The organism is Amycolatopsis sp. lyj-84, from assembly GCF_046549075.1.
Classification (GTDB): domain Bacteria; phylum Actinomycetota; class Actinomycetes; order Mycobacteriales; family Pseudonocardiaceae; genus Amycolatopsis.
Genome location: NZ_JAJPWO010000021.1, coordinates 70309 through 95296 on the forward strand (window position 1 = coordinate 70309; position 24988 = coordinate 95296).

General features: G+C 69.0%; 21 protein-coding genes. 11 read left to right on the forward strand and 10 right to left on the reverse strand.

Features of this window, described 5'->3' with window-relative positions; genetic code table 11:
- Positions 1-64 precede the first annotated feature (64 nt).
- Complete coding sequence (locus tag ACLJRM_RS40805) at positions 65-412, reverse strand: winged helix-turn-helix transcriptional regulator (protein ID WP_410666100.1); 348 nt, start codon at positions 410-412, stop codon at positions 65-67.
- Positions 413-524: 112 nt separating this feature from the next.
- On the opposite strand from ACLJRM_RS40805, the gene ACLJRM_RS40810 reads away from it, so the two are divergent.
- On the forward strand, positions 525-1418 hold the full coding sequence (locus tag ACLJRM_RS40810) for an NAD(P)-dependent oxidoreductase (RefSeq protein WP_410666101.1): 894 nt from the start codon (positions 525-527) through the stop codon (positions 1416-1418).
- Here the strand turns inward: ACLJRM_RS40810 and ACLJRM_RS40815 are convergent.
- A complete protein-coding gene (locus ACLJRM_RS40815) occupies positions 1372-2928 on the reverse strand; it encodes an alkaline phosphatase D family protein (RefSeq protein WP_410666102.1) in 1557 nt (518 codons plus the stop codon). The genes ACLJRM_RS40810 and ACLJRM_RS40815 overlap by 47 nt on opposite strands.
- 160 nt (positions 2929-3088) lie before the next feature.
- On the opposite strand from ACLJRM_RS40815, the gene ACLJRM_RS40820 reads away from it, so the two are divergent.
- On the forward strand, positions 3089-5470 hold the full coding sequence (locus ACLJRM_RS40820) for a penicillin acylase family protein (protein WP_410666103.1): 2382 nt from the start codon (positions 3089-3091) through the stop codon (positions 5468-5470).
- A 300-nt stretch (positions 5471-5770) separates the two neighbouring features.
- The gene (locus ACLJRM_RS40825; RefSeq protein ID WP_410666104.1) at positions 5771-6085 is read left to right on the forward strand and encodes a hypothetical protein; all 315 of its coding nucleotides are present in this window, start codon (positions 5771-5773) and stop codon (positions 6083-6085) included.
- Here ACLJRM_RS40825 and ACLJRM_RS40830 read toward each other — a convergent pair.
- Entirely contained in the window at positions 6079-6474 is a 396-nt protein-coding gene (locus ACLJRM_RS40830) for a DUF4233 domain-containing protein (protein WP_101605994.1), read from the reverse strand. The two genes, ACLJRM_RS40825 and ACLJRM_RS40830, sit on opposite strands and share 7 nt — an antisense overlap.
- A complete protein-coding gene (gene folC / locus ACLJRM_RS40835; protein WP_410666105.1) occupies positions 6471-8147 on the reverse strand; it encodes a bifunctional tetrahydrofolate synthase/dihydrofolate synthase in 1677 nt (558 codons plus the stop codon). Before folC ends, ACLJRM_RS40830 begins: the two co-directional genes overlap by 4 nt.
- A gap of 70 nt (positions 8148-8217) precedes the next feature.
- On the opposite strand from folC, the gene ACLJRM_RS40840 reads away from it, so the two are divergent.
- Positions 8218-8847: a class I SAM-dependent methyltransferase gene (locus ACLJRM_RS40840; RefSeq protein WP_410604178.1), complete on the forward strand. Its 630-nt coding sequence runs from the start codon at positions 8218-8220 to the stop codon at positions 8845-8847.
- Between the two features lie 107 nt (positions 8848-8954).
- On the forward strand, positions 8955-9830 hold the full coding sequence (locus ACLJRM_RS40845; protein WP_410666106.1) for an SGNH/GDSL hydrolase family protein: 876 nt from the start codon (positions 8955-8957) through the stop codon (positions 9828-9830).
- Positions 9831-9901: 71 nt separating this feature from the next.
- On the opposite strand, the gene ACLJRM_RS40850 is transcribed toward ACLJRM_RS40845, so the two are convergent.
- A complete protein-coding gene (locus tag ACLJRM_RS40850) occupies positions 9902-12535 on the reverse strand; it encodes a valine--tRNA ligase (RefSeq protein WP_410666107.1) in 2634 nt (877 codons plus the stop codon).
- Between the two features lie 106 nt (positions 12536-12641).
- Here ACLJRM_RS40850 and ACLJRM_RS40855 point away from each other — a divergent pair, with 106 nt between their 5' ends.
- From ACLJRM_RS40855 to ACLJRM_RS40875, 5 genes are all read left to right on the forward strand, one after another.
- Positions 12642-13628 carry a hypothetical protein gene (locus tag ACLJRM_RS40855; RefSeq protein WP_410666108.1) on the forward strand — a complete coding sequence of 329 codons (987 nt, stop codon included), beginning with the start codon at positions 12642-12644 and terminating at the stop codon, positions 13626-13628.
- A gap of 30 nt (positions 13629-13658) precedes the next feature.
- Entirely contained in the window at positions 13659-13982 is a 324-nt protein-coding gene (locus tag ACLJRM_RS40860; protein WP_410666109.1) for a hypothetical protein, read from the forward strand.
- Between the two features lie 43 nt (positions 13983-14025).
- Positions 14026-16341 (forward strand): FdhF/YdeP family oxidoreductase, encoded by a 2316-nt coding sequence (locus ACLJRM_RS40865; protein ID WP_410666110.1) that lies wholly within the window; start codon positions 14026-14028, stop codon positions 16339-16341.
- A complete protein-coding gene (locus ACLJRM_RS40870) occupies positions 16338-17900 on the forward strand; it encodes an SMI1/KNR4 family protein (RefSeq protein WP_410666111.1) in 1563 nt (520 codons plus the stop codon). Before ACLJRM_RS40865 ends, ACLJRM_RS40870 begins: the two co-directional genes overlap by 4 nt.
- An 87-nt stretch (positions 17901-17987) precedes the next feature.
- Positions 17988-18875, forward strand: coding sequence for a hypothetical protein (locus tag ACLJRM_RS40875; protein ID WP_101605986.1), 888 nt, complete (start codon positions 17988-17990; stop codon positions 18873-18875).
- Positions 18876-18878: 3 nt separating this feature from the next.
- Here the strand turns inward: ACLJRM_RS40875 and ACLJRM_RS40880 are convergent, their stop codons facing one another.
- The 4 genes from ACLJRM_RS40880 to ACLJRM_RS40895 are packed head-to-tail and all read right to left on the reverse strand — an operon-like array spanning position 18879 to position 22592.
- The gene (locus tag ACLJRM_RS40880; protein ID WP_410666112.1) at positions 18879-20285 is read right to left on the reverse strand and encodes an LCP family protein; all 1407 of its coding nucleotides are present in this window, start codon (positions 20283-20285) and stop codon (positions 18879-18881) included.
- 48 nt (positions 20286-20333) lie between these two features.
- On the reverse strand, positions 20334-21092 hold the full coding sequence (locus tag ACLJRM_RS40885) for an SDR family NAD(P)-dependent oxidoreductase (protein WP_101605984.1): 759 nt from the start codon (positions 21090-21092) through the stop codon (positions 20334-20336).
- Between the two features lie 13 nt (positions 21093-21105).
- Complete coding sequence (locus tag ACLJRM_RS40890) at positions 21106-21234, reverse strand: hypothetical protein (RefSeq protein ID WP_255355414.1); 129 nt, start codon at positions 21232-21234, stop codon at positions 21106-21108.
- Positions 21231-22592 carry an OFA family MFS transporter gene (locus tag ACLJRM_RS40895; RefSeq protein ID WP_101605983.1) on the reverse strand — a complete coding sequence of 454 codons (1362 nt, stop codon included), beginning with the start codon at positions 22590-22592 and terminating at the stop codon, positions 21231-21233. Before ACLJRM_RS40895 ends, ACLJRM_RS40890 begins: the two co-directional genes overlap by 4 nt.
- A 101-nt stretch (positions 22593-22693) precedes the next feature.
- Here ACLJRM_RS40895 and fdhD point away from each other — a divergent pair, with 101 nt between their 5' ends.
- Positions 22694-23524: a formate dehydrogenase accessory sulfurtransferase FdhD gene (gene fdhD / locus ACLJRM_RS40900; protein ID WP_101605982.1), complete on the forward strand. Its 831-nt coding sequence runs from the start codon at positions 22694-22696 to the stop codon at positions 23522-23524.
- 1 nt (position 23525) lies between these two features.
- On the opposite strand, the gene ACLJRM_RS40905 is transcribed toward fdhD, so the two are convergent.
- Complete coding sequence (locus tag ACLJRM_RS40905; protein WP_101605981.1) at positions 23526-24965, reverse strand: carotenoid oxygenase family protein; 1440 nt, start codon at positions 24963-24965, stop codon at positions 23526-23528.
- Positions 24966-24988 lie beyond the last annotated feature (23 nt).

The window sequence follows — 24988 nt, forward strand, 5'->3', positions numbered from 1 at the left end:
GGCGGTATTTCTCCTTGGGTGGGTTTCGTGCTATTCGCCCGGAGCCTACTGGGTGCTTCGCCGCTCACTTCACGTCGGACCAGGGAAGGGCTTCGATGCGCTCGAGATGCTCCTCGCCCCACTCGCCGAGCGCGGCCATCGCGGTGTTGAGGGACTCCCCGAACGCGGTCAGCGAATACTCGACCTTCGGCGGAACCTGGTGATACACCTCGCGATGCAGCAGTCCGGTGGACTCCATCTCGCGCAGTTGCAGGATCAGCACCCGTTCGCTGATTCCGGGCACCGCGCGCCGCAGTTCCCCGAAGCGCAGCGGCCCGTCCTGGAGCGCGAACAGGACGAGCCCTTTCCATTTGCCGCCCATGACGGCGATCGCGGCGTCGAGGCCGCAGGTGAACGTGCGGTTCTTGGTCATCGTCACACATACCTTTTTGTCAGTACCCGGCAAAATTGTAGGTACTTGAAGGAATGTACGTGAAGCCCCAGCATGAAGTCATCCCGAAGATTTCCCTTGACTGGAGCGAAAAATGGCGAAGACCCCGGTGACCGTCGTCGGACTCGGTTCGATGGGCTCGGCCCTGGCGGGCGCGTTCCTCGCCGCCGGGCACCCGACCACCGTGTGGAACAGGACGGCCACGAAGGCCGATCCCCTTGTCGCGCAGGGAGCCCTCAAGGCCGCGACGGCCGAAGAAGCGGTGCAGGCGAGCCCGCTGATCATCGCCTGCCTGACCACCTATGAGGACACTGTCGCGGCCTTGGAAACCGCCACCCTGACCGGACGCGCCTTGGTCACGCTGAACAGCGGCTCACCGGCGGGAGCGCGGCGGATGGCGGGCTGGGCGGCGGGCAAGGGCGCGCGGTTCCTCGACGGCGCGGTCAAGAACGTGCCGTCGGCCGTCGGCGCGCCGGACACGCTGCTGTACTACGGCGGCGACAAGTCCGTCTTCGACGAACACGGGGACACACTGCGGGTGCTGGGTGGCGACACCGTCCACCTCGGCGAGGAGACCGACCTCGCGGCGCTGTACGAAACGGCCGTCGGCGGCACCCTGTTGCCCGCGCTGGTCGGGTTCTTCCAGGGTGCCGCCTTGCTGCGGTCACGCGGCCTCGAAGCCGAGACGCTCCTGCCGTACGCCACCAAATGGTTCGAGATGATCATCTCGGTGCTTCCGATGTACACCAAGGAAATCGACAGCGGCGACTACTCCGCTCCCGCCGCCTCGGTGGACATCTTCCACGCCGGTGCCGCCGCCGACCTCGAACTGGCCGAGGAGGGCGTCGACGTCGGCTGGCAGCTTCCGCTGCACGACCTCGTGCGGCGGGCCGCCGAGGCCGGGCACGGCGACCGCAGCATCGCGGTCCTGACGGAGTTGCTCAGCGTTGGGGCTGCAGGGTCTTCCTCCACAGCGAAGCGCCCGTAGCGTCGCGCAGATCGACGGTGAGCGTGCCGCTGCGGCCGTCGATGTTCACCTCTCCGAAGTGCTGGAACCCATCCGCGGGCGAGGTGTTCGCCGCGGGCGGGGCGTGCACGAACACCGCTTCCGGCCCGAAGGTCGGGTCGAGCGTGTTCGGGCCGAACGCGCCGGCGTTGAGCGGACCGGAGACGAACTCCCAGAACGGGTCGAAATCGGTGAAGGAAGCGCGATCCGGCGAGTAGTGGTGCGCCGCGGTGTAGTGCACGTCGGCGGTCAGCCAGACGACGTTGCGCACGCGGCGCCGCGCGATTTCCCGCAGCACCCAGGCGAGCTCGGTCTCGCGGCCGCCGGGCGCGCCGGGCAGGCCGTTCGCGACGCCCTCGATGTCCTTGCCGTCCGGGACGGTGAGGCCGATCGGGAGGTCGGCCTGGACGATCTTCCAGGTGGCGGTGCTGCGGTCGAGCGCGTCGACGAGCCAGCGCGCCTGGCGGTCGCCGAGGATCCGGCCCGGCTTGGTCTGGTCCGCGGTGTTGGCGTCCTTGTAGGTCCGCATGTCCAGCACGAACACCTCGGCGCGCGAACCGTGCCGGAAGTTGCGGTAGACGCGGCCGTCGACGGCCTGGCGGCGGTCGATCGGATGCCATTCGTGGAACGCCTGGAACGCGCGGCCGGCAAGGACGTCGACGCGCTTCTCCGTGTACTCGGGACGGTCGTTGAGGATCTCCCCCGGGTACCAGTTGTTCACGACTTCGTGGTCGTCCCACTGGACGTACGCGGGCACGTTCGCGGTGAAGCGCTTGAGGTTGTCGTCGAGGAGGTTGTAGGCGAACTGGCCGCGGTACTCGTCGAGCGTCTCGGCGACCTTCGACTTCTCCGGGGTGACGATGTTGCGCCAGACCCGCCCGCCGGGCAGCGCGACGGTCTCGGTGAGCGGCGCGTCGGCGTATACCGTGTCGCCGCAGTGCAGGAACAGATCCGGACGACGGTCGGCCATCGCGCGGTAGATCGTCATGCCGCCGCGTTCGGGGTTGATGCCCCAGTTCTGCCCTGCGACGTCACCGGACCACACCAGGCGGACGTCGGAGCGGCCGAGCGGCGCGGTGGCGAACCGGCCGGTGACGGCCTCGCTGCAGGTACGGCCGTCGAGGGATTCGGCGGTCACGCGGTAGTGGACCTCGGTCCCCGGCAGCAGACCGGCGACGCGGACCTTGCCGGTCCCGCCGGTCTCCGGGCTCATCACCGGACCGCGCACGCGGCGCGCGTGGCGGAACGAGGGGTCCCTGGAGACCTCCACGATCAGTCGCGAAGGCCGGTCGGCGCGCGACCAGACGATGCCGGAGCCGGTGGTGACGTCACCGGACTGGACACCGTGGGTGAGCACCGGGCGGCCGCCGCGGATCAGCGGGACGGCGTTCGCGGTCGCGGTTCCGGGGAGGAGCAGTCCGCCCGCGACGGCCCCGGCGCCGGTGAGACCGGCTTTGAGCAGCGTGCGGCGATTGTGGTGGGAAGCGGTCATGGCGCGGTTCTATCCCGCGGCCACGGCCGGTGGGCCAACGGCGGTTTGCGCGGCGGTGAACGAGTGGGCGGTATTTCTGCCTCCACCGATCGGCCGCTGCTTCCCCGGTGTCCCCGCAGGTAGCTTCGATCACGGGGATGATCGATCCGGAGGGGGAACGATGCGAAGAATCCAACGTGGCTTCGTGCTGCTCACAGCGGCTTTGGCGACGTCGAGTCTGATGACGGGGGTCTCGTCGGCGGACGAGCTGGGCCGGTCGCGGGCGGTGATCAGCTACACCGAGTTCGGGATCCCGCACATCGCGGCCAAGGACTTCGACGGGCTCGGCTACGGCTACGGTTTCGCCGCGGCCAAGGACAACGTCTGCGAACTCGCCAACACCTATCTGACGGTGTCCGCGCGGCGCTCCGCGTACCTCGGGGCGGGCGGCCAGGGCAATCCGGCGATGAGCGAGGCGAAGACGAACCTCGACAGCGACCTGCATTTCCAGCGGATCAACGACTCGGGCGTCGTCGAACGCCTCGTCGCCCAGCCCGCGCCGCACGGCCCGCGGACGGAGGTTCGGGAACTGGTTTCCGGCTACGTCGAGGGCTACAACGCGTATCTGAAGCAGACCGGCGCCGACCGCATCACCGATCCGGTCTGCCGCGGCGCGGACTGGGTCCGGCCCATCACCGAACTCGACTTCTACCGGCACTTCTACGCCGTCGCCTCGGTGGCGGGGCAGGGCCTGCTCGCCTCCGATCTCGCCAGGACCCAGCCGCCGTCCGCGAAGGACGCTCCGGCCGCGAGCCCGGACTCGGCGCCGCGGATCGCCGACGGGTTCCGCAAAGCCATGAAGACGGGCGAGCTCGGCAGCAACGGCATCGCGATCGGGGGCGACGGGACACGCTCCGGCGGCGGCCTGCTGCTCGGGAACCCGCACTACCCGTGGCAGGGCGGGCGCCGGTTCTGGCAGTCGCAACTGACCATTCCCGGCCGGTTCGACGTCGCGGGCGGAAGCCTGCTGGGCATCCCGCTGCCGCAGATCGGGCACACCGCCGACGTCGCGTGGACGCATACGGTGTCGACCGCGATCACCTTCGGCCTCTTCGAGGTGCCGCTGACTCCGGGCGACCCGACCACCTATCTGGTCGACGGCAAACCGGAGAAGATGACCGCGCGTGAGGTGAAGGTCGAGGTCCGCGAACCGAATGGCGAGCGACGGCTGGTCGGCCGCACGTTCTACGGAACGCGCTACGGCCAGGTGATCGGGTCCGCCTTCGGGGTACCCACGCCGTGGACGGCGAAGTCCGCGCACGCGCTGCGGGACGGGAACGCGGGCAACCTGCGCGGCCTCAACACCTGGTTCGAACTGAGCAAATCACACAGCACCAAGGAAGTCGCCGAGGCGCTCGCCCGGACCCAGGGCGTCCCGTGGGTCAACACGATCGCCGCCGACCGGGCCGGTAACGCGCTCTACACGGACATCCAGGTCGTCCCGCACGTCACCGACGAACGGGCCACGACCTGCGGGACCCCGCTCGGCCGAGCGTTGTTCCCCGGCACCGGATTGTCCATTTTGGATGGCTCGAAGTCCTCGTGCAACTGGGGAAGCGACCCCGGCTCCCTCGAACCGGGCCTGTTCGCGCCGTCCCGGCTGCCGGTGCAGCAACGCCGCGACTACGAGCTGAACGCCAACGACAGCGCCTGGCTCGCCAACGCGCGCGCCCCGATCGCCCCGCTCCCCCGGATCGTCGGCACGACCGGGACGCAGCGGTCGGACCGGACGCGGGAAGCGCTGATCTCCGCCGAAGAAGGCTTGGCAGGCAAGGACTTCACGCCGTCGTCCATGAAGGACCTGCTGTACCGGGACCGAAGCCGGACCGCCGAACTCGCGGCCGCCGACACGGCGACGATGTGCGCGGCCTTCCCCGGCGGACAGGCACCGTCCGCGTCAGGCCCGGTGCCCGTCGGGAACGCGTGCGTCACCCTTGCGGCGTGGGACCACACTTTCCGGCTCGACAGCCGCGGCGCGCTGTTCTTCCAGCGGTTCGCGGAGCGGCTCGGCAGGCTGCGCAACATCTGGCAAGTCCCCTTCGATCCGAACCAGCCGGTCACGACGCCCAATACTCTCGCGGTCGGAAATCCTTCCGTGCAGAGCGCTTTCGGTGACACACTCGCGGAATTCCGCGACGGCGGCCTCCCCGTCGACGGCAGGCTCGGCGACAACCAGGCCGTGACGCGGGCCGGGCAGCGGATCCCGATCCACGGCGGACCGGGCGGCCTCGGCGTGCTGAACGTGATCACGTCGCTGTGGGACCCGGCGAGAGGCAACCACGAGGTCGTGCACGGATCCAGTTTCGTGCAGGTGGTCGGCTTCAGCGGCAAGGCGTGCCCGGACGTCTCGACGATCCAGACCTACTCACAGTCGACCGACGTCACTTCGCCGCATTTCGCCGACCAGACACGGTTGTACTCCAGCGGCGGCTGGGTGCGCGGGCGGTTCTGCGGGGCGGATATCGCGAGGTCACCGGAGCTTCGGGTCGTGCGACTGCGGTAGGCGTTGGGCGGGCCCCGCTTTGGGGTTAGTCAGCTGAGTGACGTCGTGCCGGTTCCCGCCGGTCAGATCGACCGCCAGCGGGACACCGGTGCCGTCGCGATCACCTTAAGCGGTTCCGGGGTCGGGTGAGGCTGGTCCGATGGTCCGTGAAGGCCTCCTTCCCTACTTTGAGGGTAGGGAAGGAGGCCTTCACGTCCTTTCACTTTGGGCTTATCGGGAATGCGAACTGCCTTCATTACACCTTTAGGTAGAGCCGCTTTCCGCTCGAATGTGTGTTCGATTCTTTGGTATCATGGCGGGGTGTCCAGCCAACGAATCCTCGAACCGCCACAGGAGCTGTGGCGTGCCGGTGCGCGCGAACTCGCGCACGGCGTGGTCGAGCGGTTGTCGGTGGCACGCCAAGCCCTGGCGGAGATCGGGCACTACCTGGTGGAGATCGAATCCCGCGGCCCGATGGAACTGTACGGACACGGCTCCACCGCGGGCTGGTACGCCGAAACCGCCCGCATCACGCCGAAGGAAGCACGCAAGACGACGGAGACTCAGGAATCGACCTCGACCAGGGGACGCGGCGGCTCGAACAAACCCGCGCGGTCACCCGGAGAACGCTACTGAGCCTGCTGCTGACTCGGGAGCGTTCCGGCCGCCATCCGCCTCGCCACATCCCGGCGCAGCCACAGCAGCCACAGCCAGAACCCGAGGAAGATCACCCCGAGGATCGCCACGGCGGGCAGCGCCACGAAGAACGCGATCAGCGCGACCTGCAGGACCAGTACCGCGGGCACCGCCCAGGGCTTCTTCAGGAAACCGCACAGCACGATCAGCGCGATCGCGATCGCGATCGTCGACCAGCCGGTGACCGAACCGACGCCGCCGCCGAGTTTCGCCACCACCGGCAGCGCGAGCGCGACGGTGATGCCCTCCATGATCAGGGAACCGGCCATCACGCCCCGGAAGGACTTCATCGGGTCCTTGGCCGGCGGTTTCGGGGTCTCGTCGGTCACGCCGGCTCCTTACCGAACAGGGTCCTGGCTTCGCCCGCGGTGACGACCGAGCCGGTGACCAGCACGCCGCCGCCCGCCAGGGGTTCCTCGGGGTCGTCGCTCTGCTCGACGAGGCCGATGGCCGTCTCGATCGCGGAGTCCAGGCTCGCTTCGGCCACGACGCGGTCTTCACCGAAGATCGAGATGGCGATGTCGTTGAGTTCGTCGAGCGGCATCGCGCGCGGGGACGAGTTCTTGGTGACGACGATCTCGGAGACGACCGGTTCCAGGGCGTCCAGGATGCCGCGAGCGTCCTTCTCCGCCATGACGCCGACGACGGCGACGAGACGGCGGAAGGCGAACTCTTCGGCGACGGTGGTGGCGAGCGCCTTCGCGCCGTGCGGGTTGTGGGCGGCGTCGAGCAGCACTGTCGGGGCGGCGCGGACGCGTTCCAGCCTGCCGGGGGTCTCGACCTCGGCGAAAGCCTCACGGACCGCTTCGACGACCAGTTGCCTGTCCTTGCCCGCGCCGAAGAAGGCTTCGACGGCGGCCAGCGCGAGCGCGGCGTTGGCCGCCTGGTGCGCGCCGTGCAGCGGCAGGAAGATCTCGTCGTAGACGCCGCCGAGGCCCTGCAGCTTCAGCATCTGCCCGCCGACGGCGATCTCGCGCTCCAGCACGCCGAACTCACTGCCCGCGCGGGCGACGCTCGCGTCGACCTCGACGGCGCGTTCCAGCAGGATCTTCTGGACTTCGGGGTCCTGATCGGCGATGACCGCGACACTGCCGGGCTTGATGATCCCGGCCTTCTCTACCGCGGCCTTGGCCGGATCGCCGCCGAAGTACTCGACGTGGTCGACGCCGATCGGCGTGATGACGGCGACGTCGCCGTCCACGACGTTCGTGGCGTCCCAGGAGCCACCGAGGCCGGTTTCGACGACCGCGGCCTCGACGGGCGCGTCGGCGAAGGCCGCGAACGCCATCCCGGTGAGCACCTCGAACTTGCTCATCGGCACCGCGTCGGGCCCGCCCGCGTTGTCGACCATGGTCACGTAGGGCGCGACGTCGCGGTACAGGTCGACGTACGCGGCGGCGGAGATGGGGATCCCGTCCAGCGCGATCCGCTCGGTGACCAGCTGCAGGTGGGGGCTCGTGTACCGGCCGACGCGCAGGCCCATCCGGGTCAGCAGCGCGTCGATCATCCGCGTGGTCGAGCCCTTGCCGTTGGTCCCGGCGACGTGCACCACCGGATAGCCGCGGTGCGGTTCGCCCATGAGGTTGACCAGGGCCGCGATCCGGGCCAGTGACGGCTCGATCTTGGTCTCGGGCCAGCGCAGGTTCAGCTCGGCCTCGACCGCGAGCAGTTCGCGGCGTGCCTGCTGCCCGTTGGGGTCGGCCGGGGCGAGGTCGTCGCCCTGATCGTCCAGTTCGTGCAGTTCCAGGTCCTCCGGGGCGGCCAGGTCCGGCACGGGTCCGAGCGCGAGGTTGTCCCCCAGCTGCCCGATACCACCGATCCCACCGCCCGCGCCGCCGCCCGCCTGGTACGCGGCGTCGGGGGCGTCCAGATCCGGGTCGGTGTCGTCGGACGGATCGTGGGCGCGTGCCCCCAATTCGTCGACGCCGGCGAAACTGTCCAGATCTGCCAGGTCCGGGGATTCTGCGAACTCTTCAGAATCCCGGCCGTCACCTCGCGGCACGAACTCTCCTCTTAGCGTTACTCCCTGTCGGAGCGAGTCTACGTGCGGCTTTTGCTGGCACTCTCGACGCATGGGGTTCAACCACAACGACCACTACCACCCGCTGCTGCTCGACCAGCTGCCGCCAGGTCCGGGGGTGGCGCTGGAGGTGGGCTGCGGCAGCGGGCGGTTCGCCAGGCGGCTCGCGGCGACCGGGATGCACGTCGAGGCGATCGACCGGTCCGGGCCGATGGTCGACCTCGCCCGCGCCGCCGGTTCACCGGGTCCCGGCACGATCTCCTACCGGCAGGCCGACGTCTCCACCGAGAAGCTGCCGGGAGAGGCGTACGACTTCATCTCCTGCCTCGCGTCACTCCACCATGTCCCGTTCGAAACGGTCACGAAGCTGCGGGACGCGCTGGTCCCCGGCGGGGTGCTGGCCGTGCTCGGCCTCGGCAAGCCCAGTACGCCTTCCGACTACGCCCGCGCTCTCGTCGCCTCGCCGGTCAATGCGCTGGCCAGGGTGGTCGTTTACGCGGGCGAGCGGCTCAACGGCGGGATCGATCCGCTGCCGGCCGCGCCGATCAAGGAGACGTTTCCGCCGATGAACCGGATCCGGCGCGACGCGGCCCGGCTGCTGCCGGGGAGCAAGGTGCGGAATCTGCTCTTCTTCCGCTACCTCCTGGTCTATCGCAGGCCGGAAGACGATCACCCGATGTGACACCCCAAGCGGGTGAAGCTCGCGCCCGACCACCCGATCGGCGGCGCCGACCGGGGCGGATCCGGTTCATTTTTGAGGGGCCAACCAGTCCGGAGATCGGGGTCCTCATGCGCTTCAGACGCGTCCTGTTCGCGGCCGTCTCGACCGTCGTCCTGCTGATCGCCTCCACCACGGCGGCCACCGCCGCCGAGCGGTCCTACCGGAATTACGTCGCGCTGGGTGATTCCTACACGTCCGGACCGCTCATCCCGCTCCCCCGCCTCGACCCGCTGTTCTGCGGGAAGTCGACGCAGAACTACCCGTCGATCCTCGCCGCGGCGCTACGGGTCCGCTCCTCCACCGACATCAGCTGCGGCGGTGCGGACACCACCAACATGACCCAGTCGCAGAGCGTGTTCCTCGGCAGCAATCCGCCGCAGTTCAGCGCCCTGCGCGCGAACACCGACCTGGTCACCGTCGGCATCGGCGGCAACGACTACGGCGTCTTCGGCGCGCTGGTCGGCACCTGCCCGTCACTGCGCGCGAGCGATCCCACCGGGAACCCCTGCCAGGACAAGTTCACCGTCGGCGGTGTCGACACCATGAAGGCCAAGATCGCCGACACAGGCAAGAACGTCGAGAAGGTGCTGGCCGGGATCCACGCCCGCTCGCCGCGCGCCGACGTGCTCGTCATCGGCTACCCGCGGATCGCGCCGGAATCCGGCTACTGCCCGAAGATCCTGCCCTTCGCCGAGGGTGACTACGCGTGGCTCAACAGCGTCGAGAAGGCGCTGAACTCGGCGATCGAGAAGGCGGTCACCAAGGACGGCAAAGCGTCCTTTGTGGACACATTCGGCCCGTCAGCCGGGCACGACGCCTGCGCGCCGAACGGGGCCGCGTGGATCAACGGGCAGCACACGAAACTGCTCGCCGCGGCGGCGTACCACCCCTATCGCACCGGGATGGCGGGCGTGGCCGGAGTGATCCTCCGCCACCTCCGCTGAGCCCTCCCTGGATGCTATGAAGGGGACTTTCATTGCAAAATTCGCAATGAAAGTCCCCTTCATAGCATTGGTCAGGAGGCGGGAAGCGTCGCCAACCGGGCGTTGATGCGCTCGATGTCGGCCACCGCGGTCTCCTTGCGGGCCCGGATCTTGCCGATCACCGGCTCCGGTGCCTTGTCGATGAAGGCCTGGTTGCCGAGTTTGGCCTCGGCCTGCGCCAGTTCCTTCTCCGCCACACCGAGGTCCTTCTGCAGGCGCTTGCGCTCCGCGGCGACGTCGATCGTGCCGGACAGGTCCAGTTCGACGGTGACGACACCGGCCGACAGCCCGACTTCCAGCGACGCGCTCGGCGCGAAGCCGTCCTCGGGCGCGGTGAGCCGGACGAGCGAGCGGATCGGCTCGTCGTGCCCGGTGATCTCGGCGAAGCCGTCGCCGGACAGCCGCGCGGCCACCTTCTGGCTGGGCTTGAGGCCCTGGTCCGCGCGGAACCGGCGGACCTCGGTGACCAGCTTCTGCACGTCGGCGATCCGCTTGTCCGCCACGGCGTCGGCGTACGAGGCGTCGGCCGCCGGCCACGGGGCGATCACCAGCGACTCGCGGCCGGTCAGCGCCGTCCACAGCTTCTCGGTGATGAACGGGATGAACGGGTGCAGCAGCTTCAGCACCGTGTCGAACACGTGCCCGAGCACCGCGCGCGTCGCCGTCACGCGGGCCTCGTCGCCCTGGAAGACCTGGACCTTCGACAGCTCCAGGTACCAGTCGCACAGCTCGGTCCAGGTGAACTGGTAGAGCGTGTCGGTGGCCTTGGCGAACTGGTAGTCCGCCAGGTAGCCGGTGACCTCGTCGACGACGTTGCCGAGCCTGCCGAGGATCCAGCGGTCGGCCTCGGTGAGTTCGGCGGCGGGCGGCAGCGGGGCGTTCGCGTCCGCGCCGTTCATCATGGCGAACTTGGTGGCGTTCCAGAGCTTCGTGGTGAAGTTCCGGGAGCCCGCGACCCACTCCTCGCCGATCGGCACGTCGGTGCCCGGGTTGGCCCCACGGGTGAGGGTGAAGCGCAGCGCGTCGGTGCCGTAGCGGTCCATCCACTCGATGGGGTCGACGCCGTTGCCCGCCGTCTTCGACATCTTCTTGCCGTACTGGTCACGGACCATGCCGTGCAGCGCGATGGTCTTGAACGGCGCCTCGCCGGTGGCGTAGAGGCCGAACATCATCATCCGCACGACCCAGAAGAACAGGATGTCGTAGCCGGTGACCAGCACCGACGTCGGATAGAACTTGTTGAGGTCCGGGGTCTTCTCCGGCCAGCCGAGGGTGGAGAACGGCCACAGGCCCGAGGAGAACCAGGTGTCGAGGACGTCCGGGTCCTGGGTCCAGCCCTCGCCCGAGGGCGGCTCCTCGTCCGGTCCGACGCAGACGACCTCGTCGTTCGGGCCGTACCAGACCGGGATGCGGTGGCCCCACCACAGCTGGCGCGAGATGCACCAGTCGTGCAGGTTGTCGACCCAGTCGAAGTAGCGCTTCTCCAGCTCCGGCGGGTGGACGTTCACGCGGCCGTCGCGCACCGCGTCGCCGGCGGCCTTCGCGAGCGGGCCGACCTTGACGAACCACTGCAGCGAAAGCCGCGGCTCGATCGGTTCCTTCGACCGCTCGGAGTGCCCGACGCTGTGCAGGTAGGGGCGCTTCTCCGCGACGATGCGGCCCTGCTCGCGCAGCTTCTCTCGCACCGCGACACGGGCCTCGAAGCGGTCCATGCCGTCGAACTCGGTGCCGGTGCCGTCGATCCGGCCCTGCTCGTCCATGATCGTGATCATCGGCAGGTCGTGCCGCTGGCCGATCTCGAAGTCGTTCGGGTCGTGCGCGGGGGTCACCTTCACCGCGCCGGTGCCGAACTCCGGGTCGACGTGCTTGTCCGCGACGATCGGGATCCGGCGCCCGGTCAGCGGCAGCTCGACCTCGGTGCCGATGAGATGCGTGTAGCGCTCGTCTTCCGGGTGGACCGCGACGGCGGTGTCGCCGAGCATCGTCTCCATCCGGGTGGTGGCCACGACGATCGCGTCGTCCCCGTCGCCGTAGCGCATGGAGACGAGTTCACCCTCGACCTCCTCGTGCTTCACCTCGGCGTCGGACAGCACCGACCGCAGCTCCGGCGACCAGTTGACCAGCCGCTCGGCGCGGTAGATCAGGCCGTCGTCGAAGAGCTTCTTGAAGATCGTGTTGACGGCCTTGGACAGGCCGTCGTCCATGGTGAACCGCTCGCGGGTCCAGTCGACGCCCTCGCCGAGGCGCTTCATCTGGGCGAGGATCTTGCCGCCGTGCTCGTTCTTCCACTGCCAGACGCGGTCGACGAAGGCCTCGCGGCCGAGCTCGCGGCGGCTGGTGCCCTCGGCGCGGAGCTGCTTCTCGACCAGCGCGTGGACCGCGATGCTCGCGTGGTCCATGCCCGGCAGGTACAGCGTCTCGTCGCCGAGCATGCGGTGGTAACGGGTGCTGGCGTCGATCAGGGTGTGCTCGAAGGCGTGCCCGATGTGCAGCGAACCGGTCACGTTCGGCGGCGGGATGACTACCGTGAACGGCGGCTTGTCCGACGTGGGGTCGGCCGTGAAGTACCCGGCGTCTACCCAGCGCTGGTAGAGCGAGGCTTCTTCGTCGGCCGGGTTCCAGGCACCCGGTAGGTCGGTCTGCTGCGGCTGGGCGTTCTCGGTCACATTGTCAAGTCTACGAACCCCCTCCACCGAGTTCGTCACCGGCCGTAACGCTCGCCGTTCTGCGCCGATGAGGATTTGTCACGACGCACTGGGGAGAGGCATTTTCGTGGAAGATCGGCGCCTGGAGACACATCCGGACCTGATGGATCCGGAATGGCGCAAACGGGCCGAACGCGAGGCCCGGCTCGGCGCGAAGAAGGACCGCAAACGGGTACCGAAACCGAGGTCCCGCCGACGTTTCCGGATGTCCCGCCGGGGTCGCGTCCTGACGCTGTTCCTCGTCGTGACCGTCGTCGTGCTCGGGGCCGGGGCGGTCGTCATGCAGCAACTGCGGGGACGCGACGCCGACGTGGGTTCCGGACAACCTCCGAGAGCGGCTCCGGTGGCGATCGGCGTCGACCTCGCCCGGCCTTACGAGCGCACCCCTGCCGTGAACTGGCGAGAGGGGCTCGCCGGGATCACCGTGCCGGCGGGGCAGCCGGTCGGCGACTTCACCGCGCAAGAGGTCGACGCTGGATTTCGGACGGTGACGCAGGCCATCGCGGCCGCACGGCTCGGCTCCCGCGCGCTGCAGGATCACGACGGTGCGGAACTGCTCGCCCTGCTGGCCCCGAACGAGCGCGCCCGGATCGAACCGAAGCTCACGAGCGCGGCCACCGTGGACAAGAGCCAGTACCTGATCCTCATCGGGCCGAACCGGCTGCTTCCGGTGCCTCCGCGCATGACGGGCTCCCTCACGACGAAGAGCGCCGAAAACGGCGAGCTGATCATCCACGCGAGTTACGTGACCGCGTACGCCTTCGACGCACGACCGGGCGAGGCCAGGTCGCCCGAGGACATCGTCCCGTTCGTCCGGGACGAACAGGACTACGTGATCCGCAGGGCGCCACCGTTCGCGAAGGCCGACGCCGGGCTCAGCTTCGGGGACGGCTTGGGCTACAACGCGCACATGGCCTGTGACGCGGCCAAGACCGGCATCCTCGCGCCCCAGTACGCTGACAAGGACAGACCTGTCGCCGGCACCCCTCCCGTCGACGAGACCAGTACCTATGACCCGACGAAACCCCTCCCGTCGAGGGACACCTGCGGGTAGCCCTGCCGAAATCCCGGGGAAGAGGACGAGATGGACGAAGAGGACCGCCGGATCGAGACCCATCCGGACCTGGTCGACCCGAACTGGCAGAAGCACGCCGAACTGGACGCCTGGCTGGGTGCGAAGAAGGAACTCAAGAAGAAGCGCCGCAAGCAGCGCAAGGCGGCGGCCTCCGGTGGCGGTTACCGCGAGCCGGGTTCGAACCGGTGGCCGGGCATCGCCGCGATCATCGGCCTGGTCGTGCTGGTGGTGGCCGCGGTGACGGTGAACGCCGTGCAGGAGCGCGGCGTCAACGAGACGCCGTGGTTCCCGCTGGACGAGTCGCAGGTCACCCGGATCGTCACCGACGCCTGACCCCTCGGTCGCGCGCCGGGGCGGCAAGGCGCACGATGGTGGCATGACCCGCGAAGCACCCGCGAACGACGTTGACGAGACACAGCTCGAAGTCGGGAAACCGAAGAGCTGGGCGGCCGGGATCCCCGGGGTCGCCGTCTCCCTGGTGCGTGGCATGGAGCAGATGGGCGCCGCGCGCACGGTCAAGACGCTGCGCCTGCTGAACCAGCGCGACGGCTTCGACTGTCCCGGCTGCGCCTGGCCCGAGCCGCGCGAGGTCGACGGCGAGCACCGCAAGCTCGCGGAGTTCTGCGAGAACGGTGCGAAGGCCGTCGCCGAAGAGGCGACCAAACGCCGGGTCGGACGCGAGTTCTTCGCCGAGCACTCCATCCAGGAGCTGTCGGGGAAGACCGACTACTGGCTCGGCCAGCAGGGCCGGATCACCGAGCCGTTCGTGCTGCGCGAAGGCGCTTCGCACTACGAACCGATCTCCTGGGCCGACGCCTTCACCCTGGTCGCGGACGAGCTCCGTGCGCTCGGGGACCCCAACGAGGCGATCTTCTACACCTCCGGGCGCACCAGCAACGAGGCCGCGTTCCTCTACCAGCTGCTCGTGCGGTCCTACGGCACCAACAATCTCCCGGACTGCTCCAACATGTGCCACGAGTCGTCCGGCGCCGCGCTCGCGGCCACGACCGGGATCGGCAAGGGCTCGGTCACGCTCGCCGACATCCACAAGGCGGACCTGATCGTGGTGGTCGGCCAGAACCCGGGCACCAACCACCCGCGCATGCTGTCCGCGCTGGAAGAGGCCAAGGGCAACGGCGCGAAGATCATGGCGGTCAACCCGCTGCCCGAAGCCGGTCTGATGCGGTTCAAGAACCCGCAGAACGTCCGGGGCGTGGTCGGCAAGGGAACCCCGCTGGCCGACGAGTTCGCGCAGATCCGGCTCGGCGGCGACCTCGCGCTGTTCCAGGCGATCGGGCATCTCCTGCTGCAGTGGGAGCAGGAGACCCCCGGCACGATCGTCGATCGCGCGTTCGTCGAGTCGTCCACCGAGGGGTTCGAGGACTACGCGAAGCATCTGCGGGAGATCGACTGGGCCGAGGTCGACACCGCGACCGGGCTGCCGCGTGAGCAGATCGAGCGGCTGGCGCGGATGATCGCGACGTCGGAGCGGACCATCTACTGCTGGGCGATGGGCCTGACCCAGCACAAGCACGCGGTGCAAACGATCTCCGAGGTCGCGAACCTGGCGCTGATGCGCGGCATGATCGGCGAACCCGGCGCGGGCCTGTGCCCGGTGCGCGGGCACTCCAACGTCCAGGGCGACCGGACGATGGGCATCTGGGAGAAGATGCCGGAGTCCTTCATGGACGGTCTCGACGCCGAATTCGGCATCAAGGTGCCGCGCGACCACGGCTACGACACTGTCGCCGCGATCCGCGCGATGCGGGACGGGAAGGGCAAGGTCTTCTTCGCCGTCGGCGGCAACTTCGCTTCCGCCACCCCGGACACCGAGCTGACCGAGAAGGCGCTCAAGTCCTGCTCCCTGACCGCGCACGTGTCGACGAAGCTCAACCGCTCGCACGTCGTCCCCGGCAAGACCGCGCTGATCCTGCCCACCCTCGGCCGCACCGAACGCGACACCCAGGCCGCCGGCGAGCAGTTCGTCACCGTCGAGGACTCGATGTCGCAGGTGCACACCTCGCGCGGCAGGCTGGCCCCGGCCAGCGAGCACCTGCTTTCCGAAGTCGCGATCGTCTGCCATCTCGCGGAAGCGCTGTTCGGCACCGGGCATCCCGTGCCGTGGCGGGACTTCCACACCGACTACGACCTCGTCCGCGACCGGATCGCGCGCGTCGTGCCCGGCTGCCACGACTACAACGCCCGGGTCCGCGAGCCCGACGGGTTCGTGCTCCCGAACGCGCCGCGCGATTCCCGGCAGTTCAACGGGACCGCCAACGGCAAGGCGAACTTCACCGTCTCCGGACTCGAGTACCCGCAGGTGCCCGAAGGCAGGCTGCTGCTGCAGACGATGCGCAGCCACGACCAGTACAACACCACGATCTACGGCCTTTCCGACCGTTACCGCGGCATCGAGGACGCCCGGCGCGTGGTGCTGGTGAACCCCGACGACCTGGTCTCGCTCGGGCTGGCCGACGGCGCGATGGTCGACCTGGTCTCGGAATGGCGGGACGGTGACCGCCGGGCGCCGCGGTTCCGGGTGGTCTCCTATCCGACGGCCCGGGGCTGCGCGGCGGCGTACTTCCCCGAGGCGAACGCGTTGGTGCCGCTGGATTCCGTGGCGGACAAGTCGAACACCCCGGTGTCGAAGGCGGTCGTGGTGAGGTTGGAGCCGCTAGATTCCCCCTCATGAACCCTGGGGACATCGCCGGTGAAATGGCGCGCTTACTGCACGACAGCACGAAAACGACCTTCACGAGCGCCGTGCTGCGGATCCACAACACCGGCGGCGGGTTCTCGCTGCAGGCGGAGACGGACACCGGCCGGTACCTGAGTCCCGACATGACGGCTCTGTCGGAGCTGTTCCGGCCGCTGCCCCCGTCGATCTACGAGGTCCGGCTGAGCCACACCGGGGAGTACACCTTCCTCGCGACGCCCGACGTCGGCACCATGTCACCGGCGTGGCTCGTGTTCGACGACGGCTTCCGCTATCCGGAGCATCCGCTGCCGGGCCTGCCGCTGCCCGTGCGATCCCGGCCGACCGGGGCGCCGACCGATCCGGCCGTGCTCGCCCGGATCACCGCTCTCGCCACGGAATTCGCCGGGCTGTACGAAAAGATCAAGGGCCACGCGCCGGACTGGGAGCCCGGCCGCACCGAGGCCGAACTCGCCGAGGCCGAAGAGCGGATCGGCGCGCGGCTTCCCGAAGACCTTCGCGCGCTGTTCCGGGTGACGGGCTGGGACAACGAATCAGGGCTGCTGGGCCGGTACGCCCACGATCCGCTCCCCCTGCTCGTCGAGCGCTACCTCGACGGCGTTCCCGGTTCCTACGGCTGGGAAGACCCGGTCACCGAAGAGGGCGTGGTCTTCGAGACTCAGCCCGCCGGCCGGGTGAAACGCTTGTCCCGCAACGATTGGTGGATCACCTTCGGCAGCGATCACGCCGGTGACTTCCTCGCCGTCGACCTCGACCCGGCGGAAGACGGGGAGAGCGGCCAGATCCTCGAGTACGGGCGGAACGTCTGGGGCCCCATCCGGTACGTCGCGGCCTCGATCACCGGGATGATGGAAGAAGTCGTCCGCGCGCTGAAGGCGGGCGAGTACGACAACGACGAACCAGATTCGCCGTATCTCATCGCCGAAGCCGCCTTCCACGACGAGTCCGCCCGCGGCCACGACCAGGTGCTGACCGAGACGACGGACCTCGGCGGGGTCGCCGATCCGGAACTCGTCCAGGAGCTGTACCTCAACGACCCGGGCTCGGTGGACCTCGCGATCCTGAACCCGTTGTCGTCGTTGCGTCATCTGCGGGTCAACCGCGCCGATTCCGTCGTCGCGGACCTCTCCGGGTTCCCGGCGCTCGAAGCGGCGAGCATCGAGACCGCGAAGGTGGATCTCACCGGGATCGCCGGGCACCCCGCCCTGTGGGGTCTTTCGCTCGCCGGGGTGAAGCATCCGATCGACTTCGGCCCGCTGCTGGGGCTGCCGGGGCTGATCAGGCTGGGGCTGGCCGGTCTCGACGTGCCCGAGCTGGAACGCGTCGGCGAACTGGCGTCGCTGCGGGTGCTCACCCTGGACGACGGACAGGTCCGGCGGCTGCTGGACGCCGGTGTCACGCTGCCTTCGCTGGCCGCGATCGAGATCACCGGCGGGGCCTCGCTCGCGGAGATCGTGCGATTGCGCCGAAGGCTGCGTCCGGACGGCCCCGCGCCGGAGGTCATCGAGGCTTCGGGCACGCTGGCCGCACCATAGGCTGCCCGCTTGGCGGTGCCGGACGAGGCCGATCCGCGCCCACCGTGGAGGGGAAACCCGTTCACGTGCTCGCGGAAAGGCCTTGCCATGTCACGAAGATCGATCCTGCGCGGCTTCGCCGCCCTGGTCTCGCTCGTGCTCGTCGCCGTACTCCCCGGAGCGGCCACCGCCGCTCCGGCCGCACCGCCGCCACTCCCGTTCGTCTCCCAGCTCGATCTGTCCTGCTACCGGACCGAGGGCTACAAACCACCGCCGATCACGGTCACCACGAGGCATCTCAACCCGGTGCTCGCGGGCCTGCCGACGGAAACGACCCGGCTGGGAGAACGACAGCAACTCTGTGTGCCGGTCGCGAAGAACGGGGTCGTCCCGCCGCGCGGGATCCTCGACTACGTCCGCTGGGTGGACCTGTCCTGCTACCGGATCGAAGGCGGCGCGGCGAACTTCCCGCTGACGCTGAGCCACCTGAACCCGGTCGTGCAGAAATTGGGGATCCAGGACGCCCACGTGACGATGCTGTCGCCGGAGCAGTTGTGCGTCCCGGTCGCGAAGAACGGGGTGCTGCCGCCGCCGGAGATCCTGTCGTTCGTCCGGCACATCGATCTCAAGTGCTACGCCCTGCGCGTCCTCGGCATCCCCGGCCAGGCCTTCCCGCTGACGCTGGGGCACCTCAACCCGGTGCTGGCCGACCGGCCGAAGGTGGACGTCAAGGTCGGCAACACGCGGCAGTTGTGCGTCCCGGTCGCCAAACGCGGTGACGAGATCCCTCCGGTGGTGCTCAACACCGTCCAGTGGCTCGATCTGGCGAAGAGCGATGTCACGACCAGCCCGAGTGTCGTCGGCCCGCTCACGCTGAAGCTGACTCATCTGAACCCGGTCCTGGCGAGTCTTCCCTCGGAGCAGGTCACCATCACCGAGCCGGCCCAGCTGGGTCTTCCGGTCGCCAAGAACGGCAAGATCCCGCCACGGGAATAGCCGTCAGTTGATGCAGCCGGTGTCGTCGGAGGTGATGGGCTGGTCGGTCCGGACCCCGGCCGCCCCACCGCCCGCGGACACGCCGGGTCCCTTGTAGACCTGTCCGAGCACGACCTGCACATGGCCCGCCGCGACGGAATCGGCCTTCTGGGTTTCCAGTCCGCCGAGCAGTTTCGCGATCTCCGTGGCGGGCCCGGACGCGTCGCTGAACCGGACGACGGAGGTCCGCCGTCCGGTCTCGGCCGTCGCCTCGCCCTTGCCGAATCCCTTTTCCGCCAAGAGATCCGCGACGCGGGCGGCAAGGCCGTCCTTGCCGCTCGCGTTGACGACGTCGACCTTGGGGCCGGCGGGTGCCTGCGGTGTCGTGGGCTGGGCGCCGATCAACGAGGCGGCGAAGGCGCGCACCTGTTCGGGATCGACCTGCACGGCGGTCGCGGTCGGCTGCCTCGGGTTGTAGCGATAGTCGGGGTTGACCACCGGGATCGTGTCGAAGGCGATGCCGCCGCCGGAGACGCCCCGCATCTGCCGGACGAAGTCGAGCAGATCCCACGAGCCGTCGAGCACGACCGAACGTTTCACCGCGTCGATCAGTTCGGAAAGGCGAGCCGGGTTGGCGAGCGTCCCGGCGGAGAGCACCTGCTTCGCCAGCCCGGCGAGGAACACCTGCTGACGGCGGACGCGGTCGAGGTCGCTGCGGGGCAGGTCCTCGCGCTGGCGGACGAAGGCCAGCGCGTCGGCGCCCTGGATCGTCTGCTTGCCCGCCTTGAAGTTCGCCCCGGACTTGACGTCCTTGGTGTCGCGCTTCAAGCACACCTCGACCCCGCCGACGGCCTTGCTGATGTCGTAGAAGCTCTGCAGGTTGACCTCGGCGAAGTGATCGATCTTGACGCCGGTGAGGTCCTCGACCGCCTTCAGGGTCGCCTTCCGCGCGGCCGTGATCGCCACCTTGTCGATCTCGGCCTTGTCGGTCTTGCCCGCCTCGCGCTGTGCACTCGCCGAAGCGAACTTGGCGTGCCCGAAGATCCCGTTGATCTTGGTCTTGTCCTTCGTCCCCGGCTCCGAGACCCAGGAGTCGCGCGGGATCGAGAAGGCCTTCACCGCTTTTTGGCCGTTGGGGATGCGGAGCACGATGAGGGTGTCGGTCAGGTCGTCGCCGTTGGCGCCCACGCGCAGCTCACGCAGCATCTCCTGGGACAGCGGGTTGCCGTGCTCGTCGGTCCGCGAATCGCGCCCGACCAGCAGGATGTCCAGTGACCCGTCGGCGGGCTGCTCCCCCGGGTCCGTCGCCCCCTCGATCACGTCTTCACGGGTCACACCGTCCAGCGACTTCATGGTCGAGTACCCGTACGCGGTCCCGCTGAACACCGCCACCGCGAGAACGGCGACCAGGACCTTCCCCAGCTTGTGCACGTTCCTTGGACGCGCGAGGAGCCCATATTGCTGCAGAGGTGATCCACTTCACATCCGCAGATGCGACGCGCCGTTCAGGTCGAGGATCGCGCCGGACGCCCAGGCGGCTTCGGCGGAAGCGAGGTAGAGCACCGCCGCCGCGACCTCCTCCGGCGTGCCGACCCGGCCGAACGGGCTCTGCTCGCGGAGGGCCTCGCCGCTCGCGCCTTCGAGCTTGACCGCGACCCGGTCCGTGGCGGTGAAGCCGGGTGCGACCGAGGTCACCGCGATCCCGTGCGGAGCGAGCGCGACGGCGAGCGACTGCCCGAGCGAGTGCAGCGCGGCCTTGCTCGCGCCGTACGCCGGGAACTCGGGCTCGCCCTTGAAGGCGCCCCGCGAGCCGATGTTGACCACCCGGCCGGGTGCGCCGCGCTCGATCATGTGCCGCGCCACGCAGTAGGTCACGTTCGCCGTGCCGAGCACGTTGACGTCGACCATCCGCCGCCAGACCCGCTGCCAGTCCGCATAGGACACTTCGGCGACCGGATGGGCCGCCGAGGGCGACGGCGCGTACGCGGCGTTGTTGACCAGGACGTCGACCCCGCCGACCAGGTCCTCGGCTTCGTCCGCGATCCGTTGCGCCACTTCGGGATCGGAGAGGTCACCCCGGACCAGCCCGTGGCCGGAACCCGGGAGCCCGCCGAACGTCCGCTCGGCGTCCTCCTGGTTCGAAGCGTAGTGAACGGCGACACGGTCGCCCTTTTCCGCGAAGGCGCGGGCGATCGCACGGCCGATGCCGCGCGATGCCCCGGTTACCAGAACTCCCACGTGCCGACCTTACTCAGCCGCCGAAGAGCTGGACCACCTTCCGGAACAGTTCGTAGACGCCGTAGGCGAACGGGAGCGCGACCCACAGCCACGCGAAGACCATCAACCCGGTGCGTCGGCGCTCGGGAGCCTGTTCGGTCATCGGGCCTCACTCCTCGCGGGCTCGCCGGACGGCGCCGGCTCGTGGAACTTCGGGTCGACCGGCCGCACCAGCTCGTTGGCGACGAAACCGACGGCCAGCAGGCCGATCATGATGAACAGCGACGTCGTGTAGAGGTCGGGGCCGACCTTGCCCGCCGACTTCTGGCTGTCGGAGATGGCGTTGACGATCAGCGGCCCGAGCACACCCGCCATCGACCACGCGGTCAGCAGCCTGCCGTGGATCGCCCCCACCTGGTAGGTGCCGAAGAGGTCCTTCAGGTACGCCGGGATCGTCGCGAAGCCGCCGCCGTAGAAGGACAGGATCAGCATGGCGCACAGGACGAACACGAGTTTCGAGGCGTTGGTGGTCAAGGCGATCACCAGGTACAGCAGGGCGCCCGCGCCGAGGTAGAGGCGGTAGATGTTCTTGCGCCCCACCAGGTCCGAAGTGGACGACCAGACGAAACGGCCGAGCATGTTGGTGAGCGACAGCAGCGCCACGAACCCGGCCGCGGCGGCCGTGCCGACCGGCGTCGAGGTCTCGCGGAAGAAGTCCGCGATCATCGGCGACGCCTTCTCGAGGATCCCGATGCCCGCGGTCACGTTGAAGCACAGGACCACCCAGAGGAGCCAGAACTGCGGCGTCTTGATGGCGTTGCGCGCCGACACGTTCGCGGTGGTGATCATCGCGTTGCCGTGGTCGGTCTTCGGCTCCCAGCCCTTCGGCTTCCAGCCGTCGGCCGGGACCCGGATCAGCAGGATGCCGAGGGTCATGAAGACCGCGTAGACCAGGCCGTGCACGAGGAACGCCGTCGCGACCGTCCCGATCGTCCACGGCGACGCGCCGAGCATCTGCGAAGACCACGGGGAGGCGATCAGCGCGCCTCCACCGAAGCCCATGATCGCGATCCCGGTGGCCATCCCCGGCCGGTCCGGGAACCATTTGATCAGCGTCGACACCGGCGAGATGTAGCCGATGCCGAGCCCGATGCCGCCGATCCCGCCCCAGCCGAGGACGACGAGCCAGTACTGCGACGTCGCCACGCCGAGCGCGGAGATCAGGAAGCCCGAACTGAAACAGACCATCGAGACGAACATCGCCCAGCGGGGTCCGTTGCGCTCGACCAGCGTCCCGCCGAACGCCGCCGACAGCCCGAGCATCACGATGCCGAGCTGGAACGGGAGCGCGCTCTGCGTGCCGGTCAGCCCGAGCGTCTTCTCCAGCGGGAGTTTGAAGACACTCCACGCGTACGCCTGCCCGATCGACAGGTGGACGGCCAGCGCGGCGGGAGGCACCAGCCAGCGGCTCCAGCCCGGCGGGGCGACAATGCGTGAACGGTCCAGGAAGCCGACAGCCATCCGGCGCCTCCGTACTCTGGGGATGTGCACTGGGAATGTATTACTTAATGCCCAGCGTTGCAGTACCCGAGTGTCGAACAACCGGTCAGAAGGGTGGACAAGTGGGCAGGGTGACGGTGCGCCGTCCGGTGCGGAAGATCTCCGCGACCAGGGACGTGCGGCGCCCTGACGCGCTCGCGGCCGAAGAACCGCTGGAGATCAGGGTCGGCGGCAAGGCGCTCGCGGTCACCATGCGGACCCCCGGCAACGACGTCGAGCTCGCGCACGGCTTCCTGCTGTCCGAGGGCGTGCTCACCTCTCGCGAGGACATCGCGGTGGCCCGGTACTGCGACGGCGTCGACGACCAGGGCCGCAACACCTACAACGTGCTGGACATCGCGCTGGCCGAGGGCGTCGCTCCGCCGGAGACGGGCGTCGAGCGGAACTTCTACACCACGTCCTCGTGCGGCGTCTGCGGCAAGGCGGCGCTCGACGCGGTCAAACTGCGGAGCCGTTTCTCACCGGGGAAGTCCGGATTCGCGGTGAGCAAGGACGTGCTGGCCGAGCTCCCGGACACACTGCGGACGCACCAGAAGGTCTTCTCCAGCACCGGCGGGCTGCACGCGGCCGCCCTGTTCGACGCCGAAGGGAACCTCGCCGTCGTCCGGGAGGACATCGGCAGGCACAACGCCGTCGACAAGGTCCTCGGGTGGGCCCTGCAGGAGGGCCGGATCCCCGCGGCGGACACCGGTCTGCTGGTGTCCGGCCGCGCGTCGTTCGAGCTGGTCCAGAAGGCCGCCATGGCCGGGATCGGCCTGCTGGCGGCGGTTTCCGCGCCGTCGTCGCTGGCCGCGGAACTGGCCGAGGAGAACGGCATGACCCTCATCGGTTTCCTGCGCGGCGACAGCATGAACCTCTACACCGGGGAGCAGCGCGTGCTCGGGCTCGGCTGATTCAGGCACCCACCCAGTTGCCGTGGAAGCCGTTGGGCACCCGGTCCGGCAGGTGCACGGCGCCGACGGTTTCCAGCGTCCCCGCGTCCAGGATGGTCAGGTCGCTCTTCTGCGTCGCGGGATCGTAGACGAACCCCATCAGCACGCCCTCGTCCTCGCCCGCGTCCACAGAGGACGGGACGAACACGAACTCGCCCACCTGGCTGCCGGGGCCGAATTCCTTCGACTCGACCGTGCGCTTCCACAGGTCGTGCTTGAGCAGTGATCCCGCCGAAGCCGATCCATCCTTTGTGGACACCGAGTAGCCGTACCGGTGCGGCCGCCCGAGCAGCCGCTCGTCGACGCGCGGGAACTCCTGGCCCTGGTCGTCGAGGCGTTCCTCGACGACCTTGCCGACGGTCAGGTCGACGGTCCAGCGGTCCAGGGTCGGCGGCCCCTCGGCGGGGCCGAGGAGTTCGCTGTCGAACATCTTCGGATGCCGGACGACGTCCAGCACGATGTCCTCGCCGTCGTCGTAGGCGTTCATCGGGTGGAACACGTAGCACGGCTCGATCTCGAACCAGCGGACGTCGCCGTTGCCGCCCTCCCTCGGCATGACGCCGATCCGCGCCGGGTAGCCGGGGTTCCAGCGGTACGGCAGGCCCGCGTTGCCCGAGATCCGCGAACGCAGCCTCGCACTGAGCGGATCCGGCACCTTCACCTTGCCCACCAGCGCGGACACCACCAGCTGGGCGGGCGTGCGCAGGAACGGCGGGACGGACGCGGCGACGGCCTGCTCGGCGTCGAACGTGACCGGGAGGTCGTAGAAGACGACGTACTTCTCGGTCAGGGAGAAGTCGTGCATCATCGGCGACCCGGTGACCTCGATGTCCACCTTGCGCCGCGCGTGGCCATGGGCGTCGATCACCGAGTACTGGACCTTGTTGCCCAAGCCGAAGAAGTACGACACGGCGTGCAGTTCGCCGGTCTCCGGATCGCGTTTCGGGTGGGCGGTGTAGCCGCCGGGCAGGGTGCCGTCGAAGTCGCAGGCGCCGACCGTGTCGAGCTCATCGGTCATCTCGAAGCTCGTGGCGCCGCCCTCGATCAGCGCGAGGGTCTTGCCCGCGTGGCCGATCACGTTGGTGTTCGCCCCCATCGAGGCGATCCCGAGGGCCGGGCCGCCCTCCCAGCGCTCGCCGAGTTCTCGCGACAGCCTCGGGTTGCGCACCCAGCGGTTGCGGTACCACTCGGCCTGGCCGTCCCGCAGCCGGACGCCGTGCACCATGCCGTCGCCCATGAACCAGTGATAGGTGGCCGGGTCCACTTCGGACAGCGGGTTCGGCCCGTTCCGCAGGTAGCGCCCGTCCAGGTACTCCGGGATGTGCCCGGTGACGCGCAGTTCGGTGATCGTGTGCTCACGGCTGACCGGGGCGAAGTTGCCCTGGAGGAACTTGTTACCCATCGCAGGCCCCCTGGATCGGTGAC

What these genes read in the sequence shown, in the direction of transcription:
- ACLJRM_RS40810 (WP_410666101.1), top strand. Translation starts at nt 525, where the DNA reads ATGGCGAAGACCCCGGTGACCGTCGTCGGACTCGGTTCGATGGGCTCG.
- ACLJRM_RS40865 (WP_410666110.1), top strand. Translation starts at nt 14,026, where the DNA reads ATGACCCGCGAAGCACCCGCGAACGACGTTGACGAGACACAGCTCGAA.
- ACLJRM_RS40805 (WP_410666100.1), bottom strand. Translation starts at nt 412, where the DNA reads ATGACCAAGAACCGCACGTTCACCTGCGGCCTCGACGCCGCGATCGCC.
- ACLJRM_RS40820 (WP_410666103.1), top strand. Translation starts at nt 3,089, where the DNA reads ATGCGAAGAATCCAACGTGGCTTCGTGCTGCTCACAGCGGCTTTGGCG.
- ACLJRM_RS40875 (WP_101605986.1), top strand. Translation starts at nt 17,988, where the DNA reads ATGTCACGAAGATCGATCCTGCGCGGCTTCGCCGCCCTGGTCTCGCTC.
- ACLJRM_RS40840 (WP_410604178.1), top strand. Translation starts at nt 8,218, where the DNA reads ATGGGGTTCAACCACAACGACCACTACCACCCGCTGCTGCTCGACCAG.
- ACLJRM_RS40815 (WP_410666102.1), bottom strand. Translation starts at nt 2,928, where the DNA reads ATGACCGCTTCCCACCACAATCGCCGCACGCTGCTCAAAGCCGGTCTC.
- ACLJRM_RS40860 (WP_410666109.1), top strand. Translation starts at nt 13,659, where the DNA reads ATGGACGAAGAGGACCGCCGGATCGAGACCCATCCGGACCTGGTCGAC.
- ACLJRM_RS40905 (WP_101605981.1), bottom strand. Translation starts at nt 24,965, where the DNA reads ATGGGTAACAAGTTCCTCCAGGGCAACTTCGCCCCGGTCAGCCGTGAG.
- ACLJRM_RS40870 (WP_410666111.1), top strand. Translation starts at nt 16,338, where the DNA reads ATGAACCCTGGGGACATCGCCGGTGAAATGGCGCGCTTACTGCACGAC.
- ACLJRM_RS40845 (WP_410666106.1), top strand. Translation starts at nt 8,955, where the DNA reads ATGCGCTTCAGACGCGTCCTGTTCGCGGCCGTCTCGACCGTCGTCCTG.
- ACLJRM_RS40895 (WP_101605983.1), bottom strand. Translation starts at nt 22,592, where the DNA reads ATGGCTGTCGGCTTCCTGGACCGTTCACGCATTGTCGCCCCGCCGGGC.
- ACLJRM_RS40890 (WP_255355414.1), bottom strand. Translation starts at nt 21,234, where the DNA reads ATGACCGAACAGGCTCCCGAGCGCCGACGCACCGGGTTGATGGTCTTC.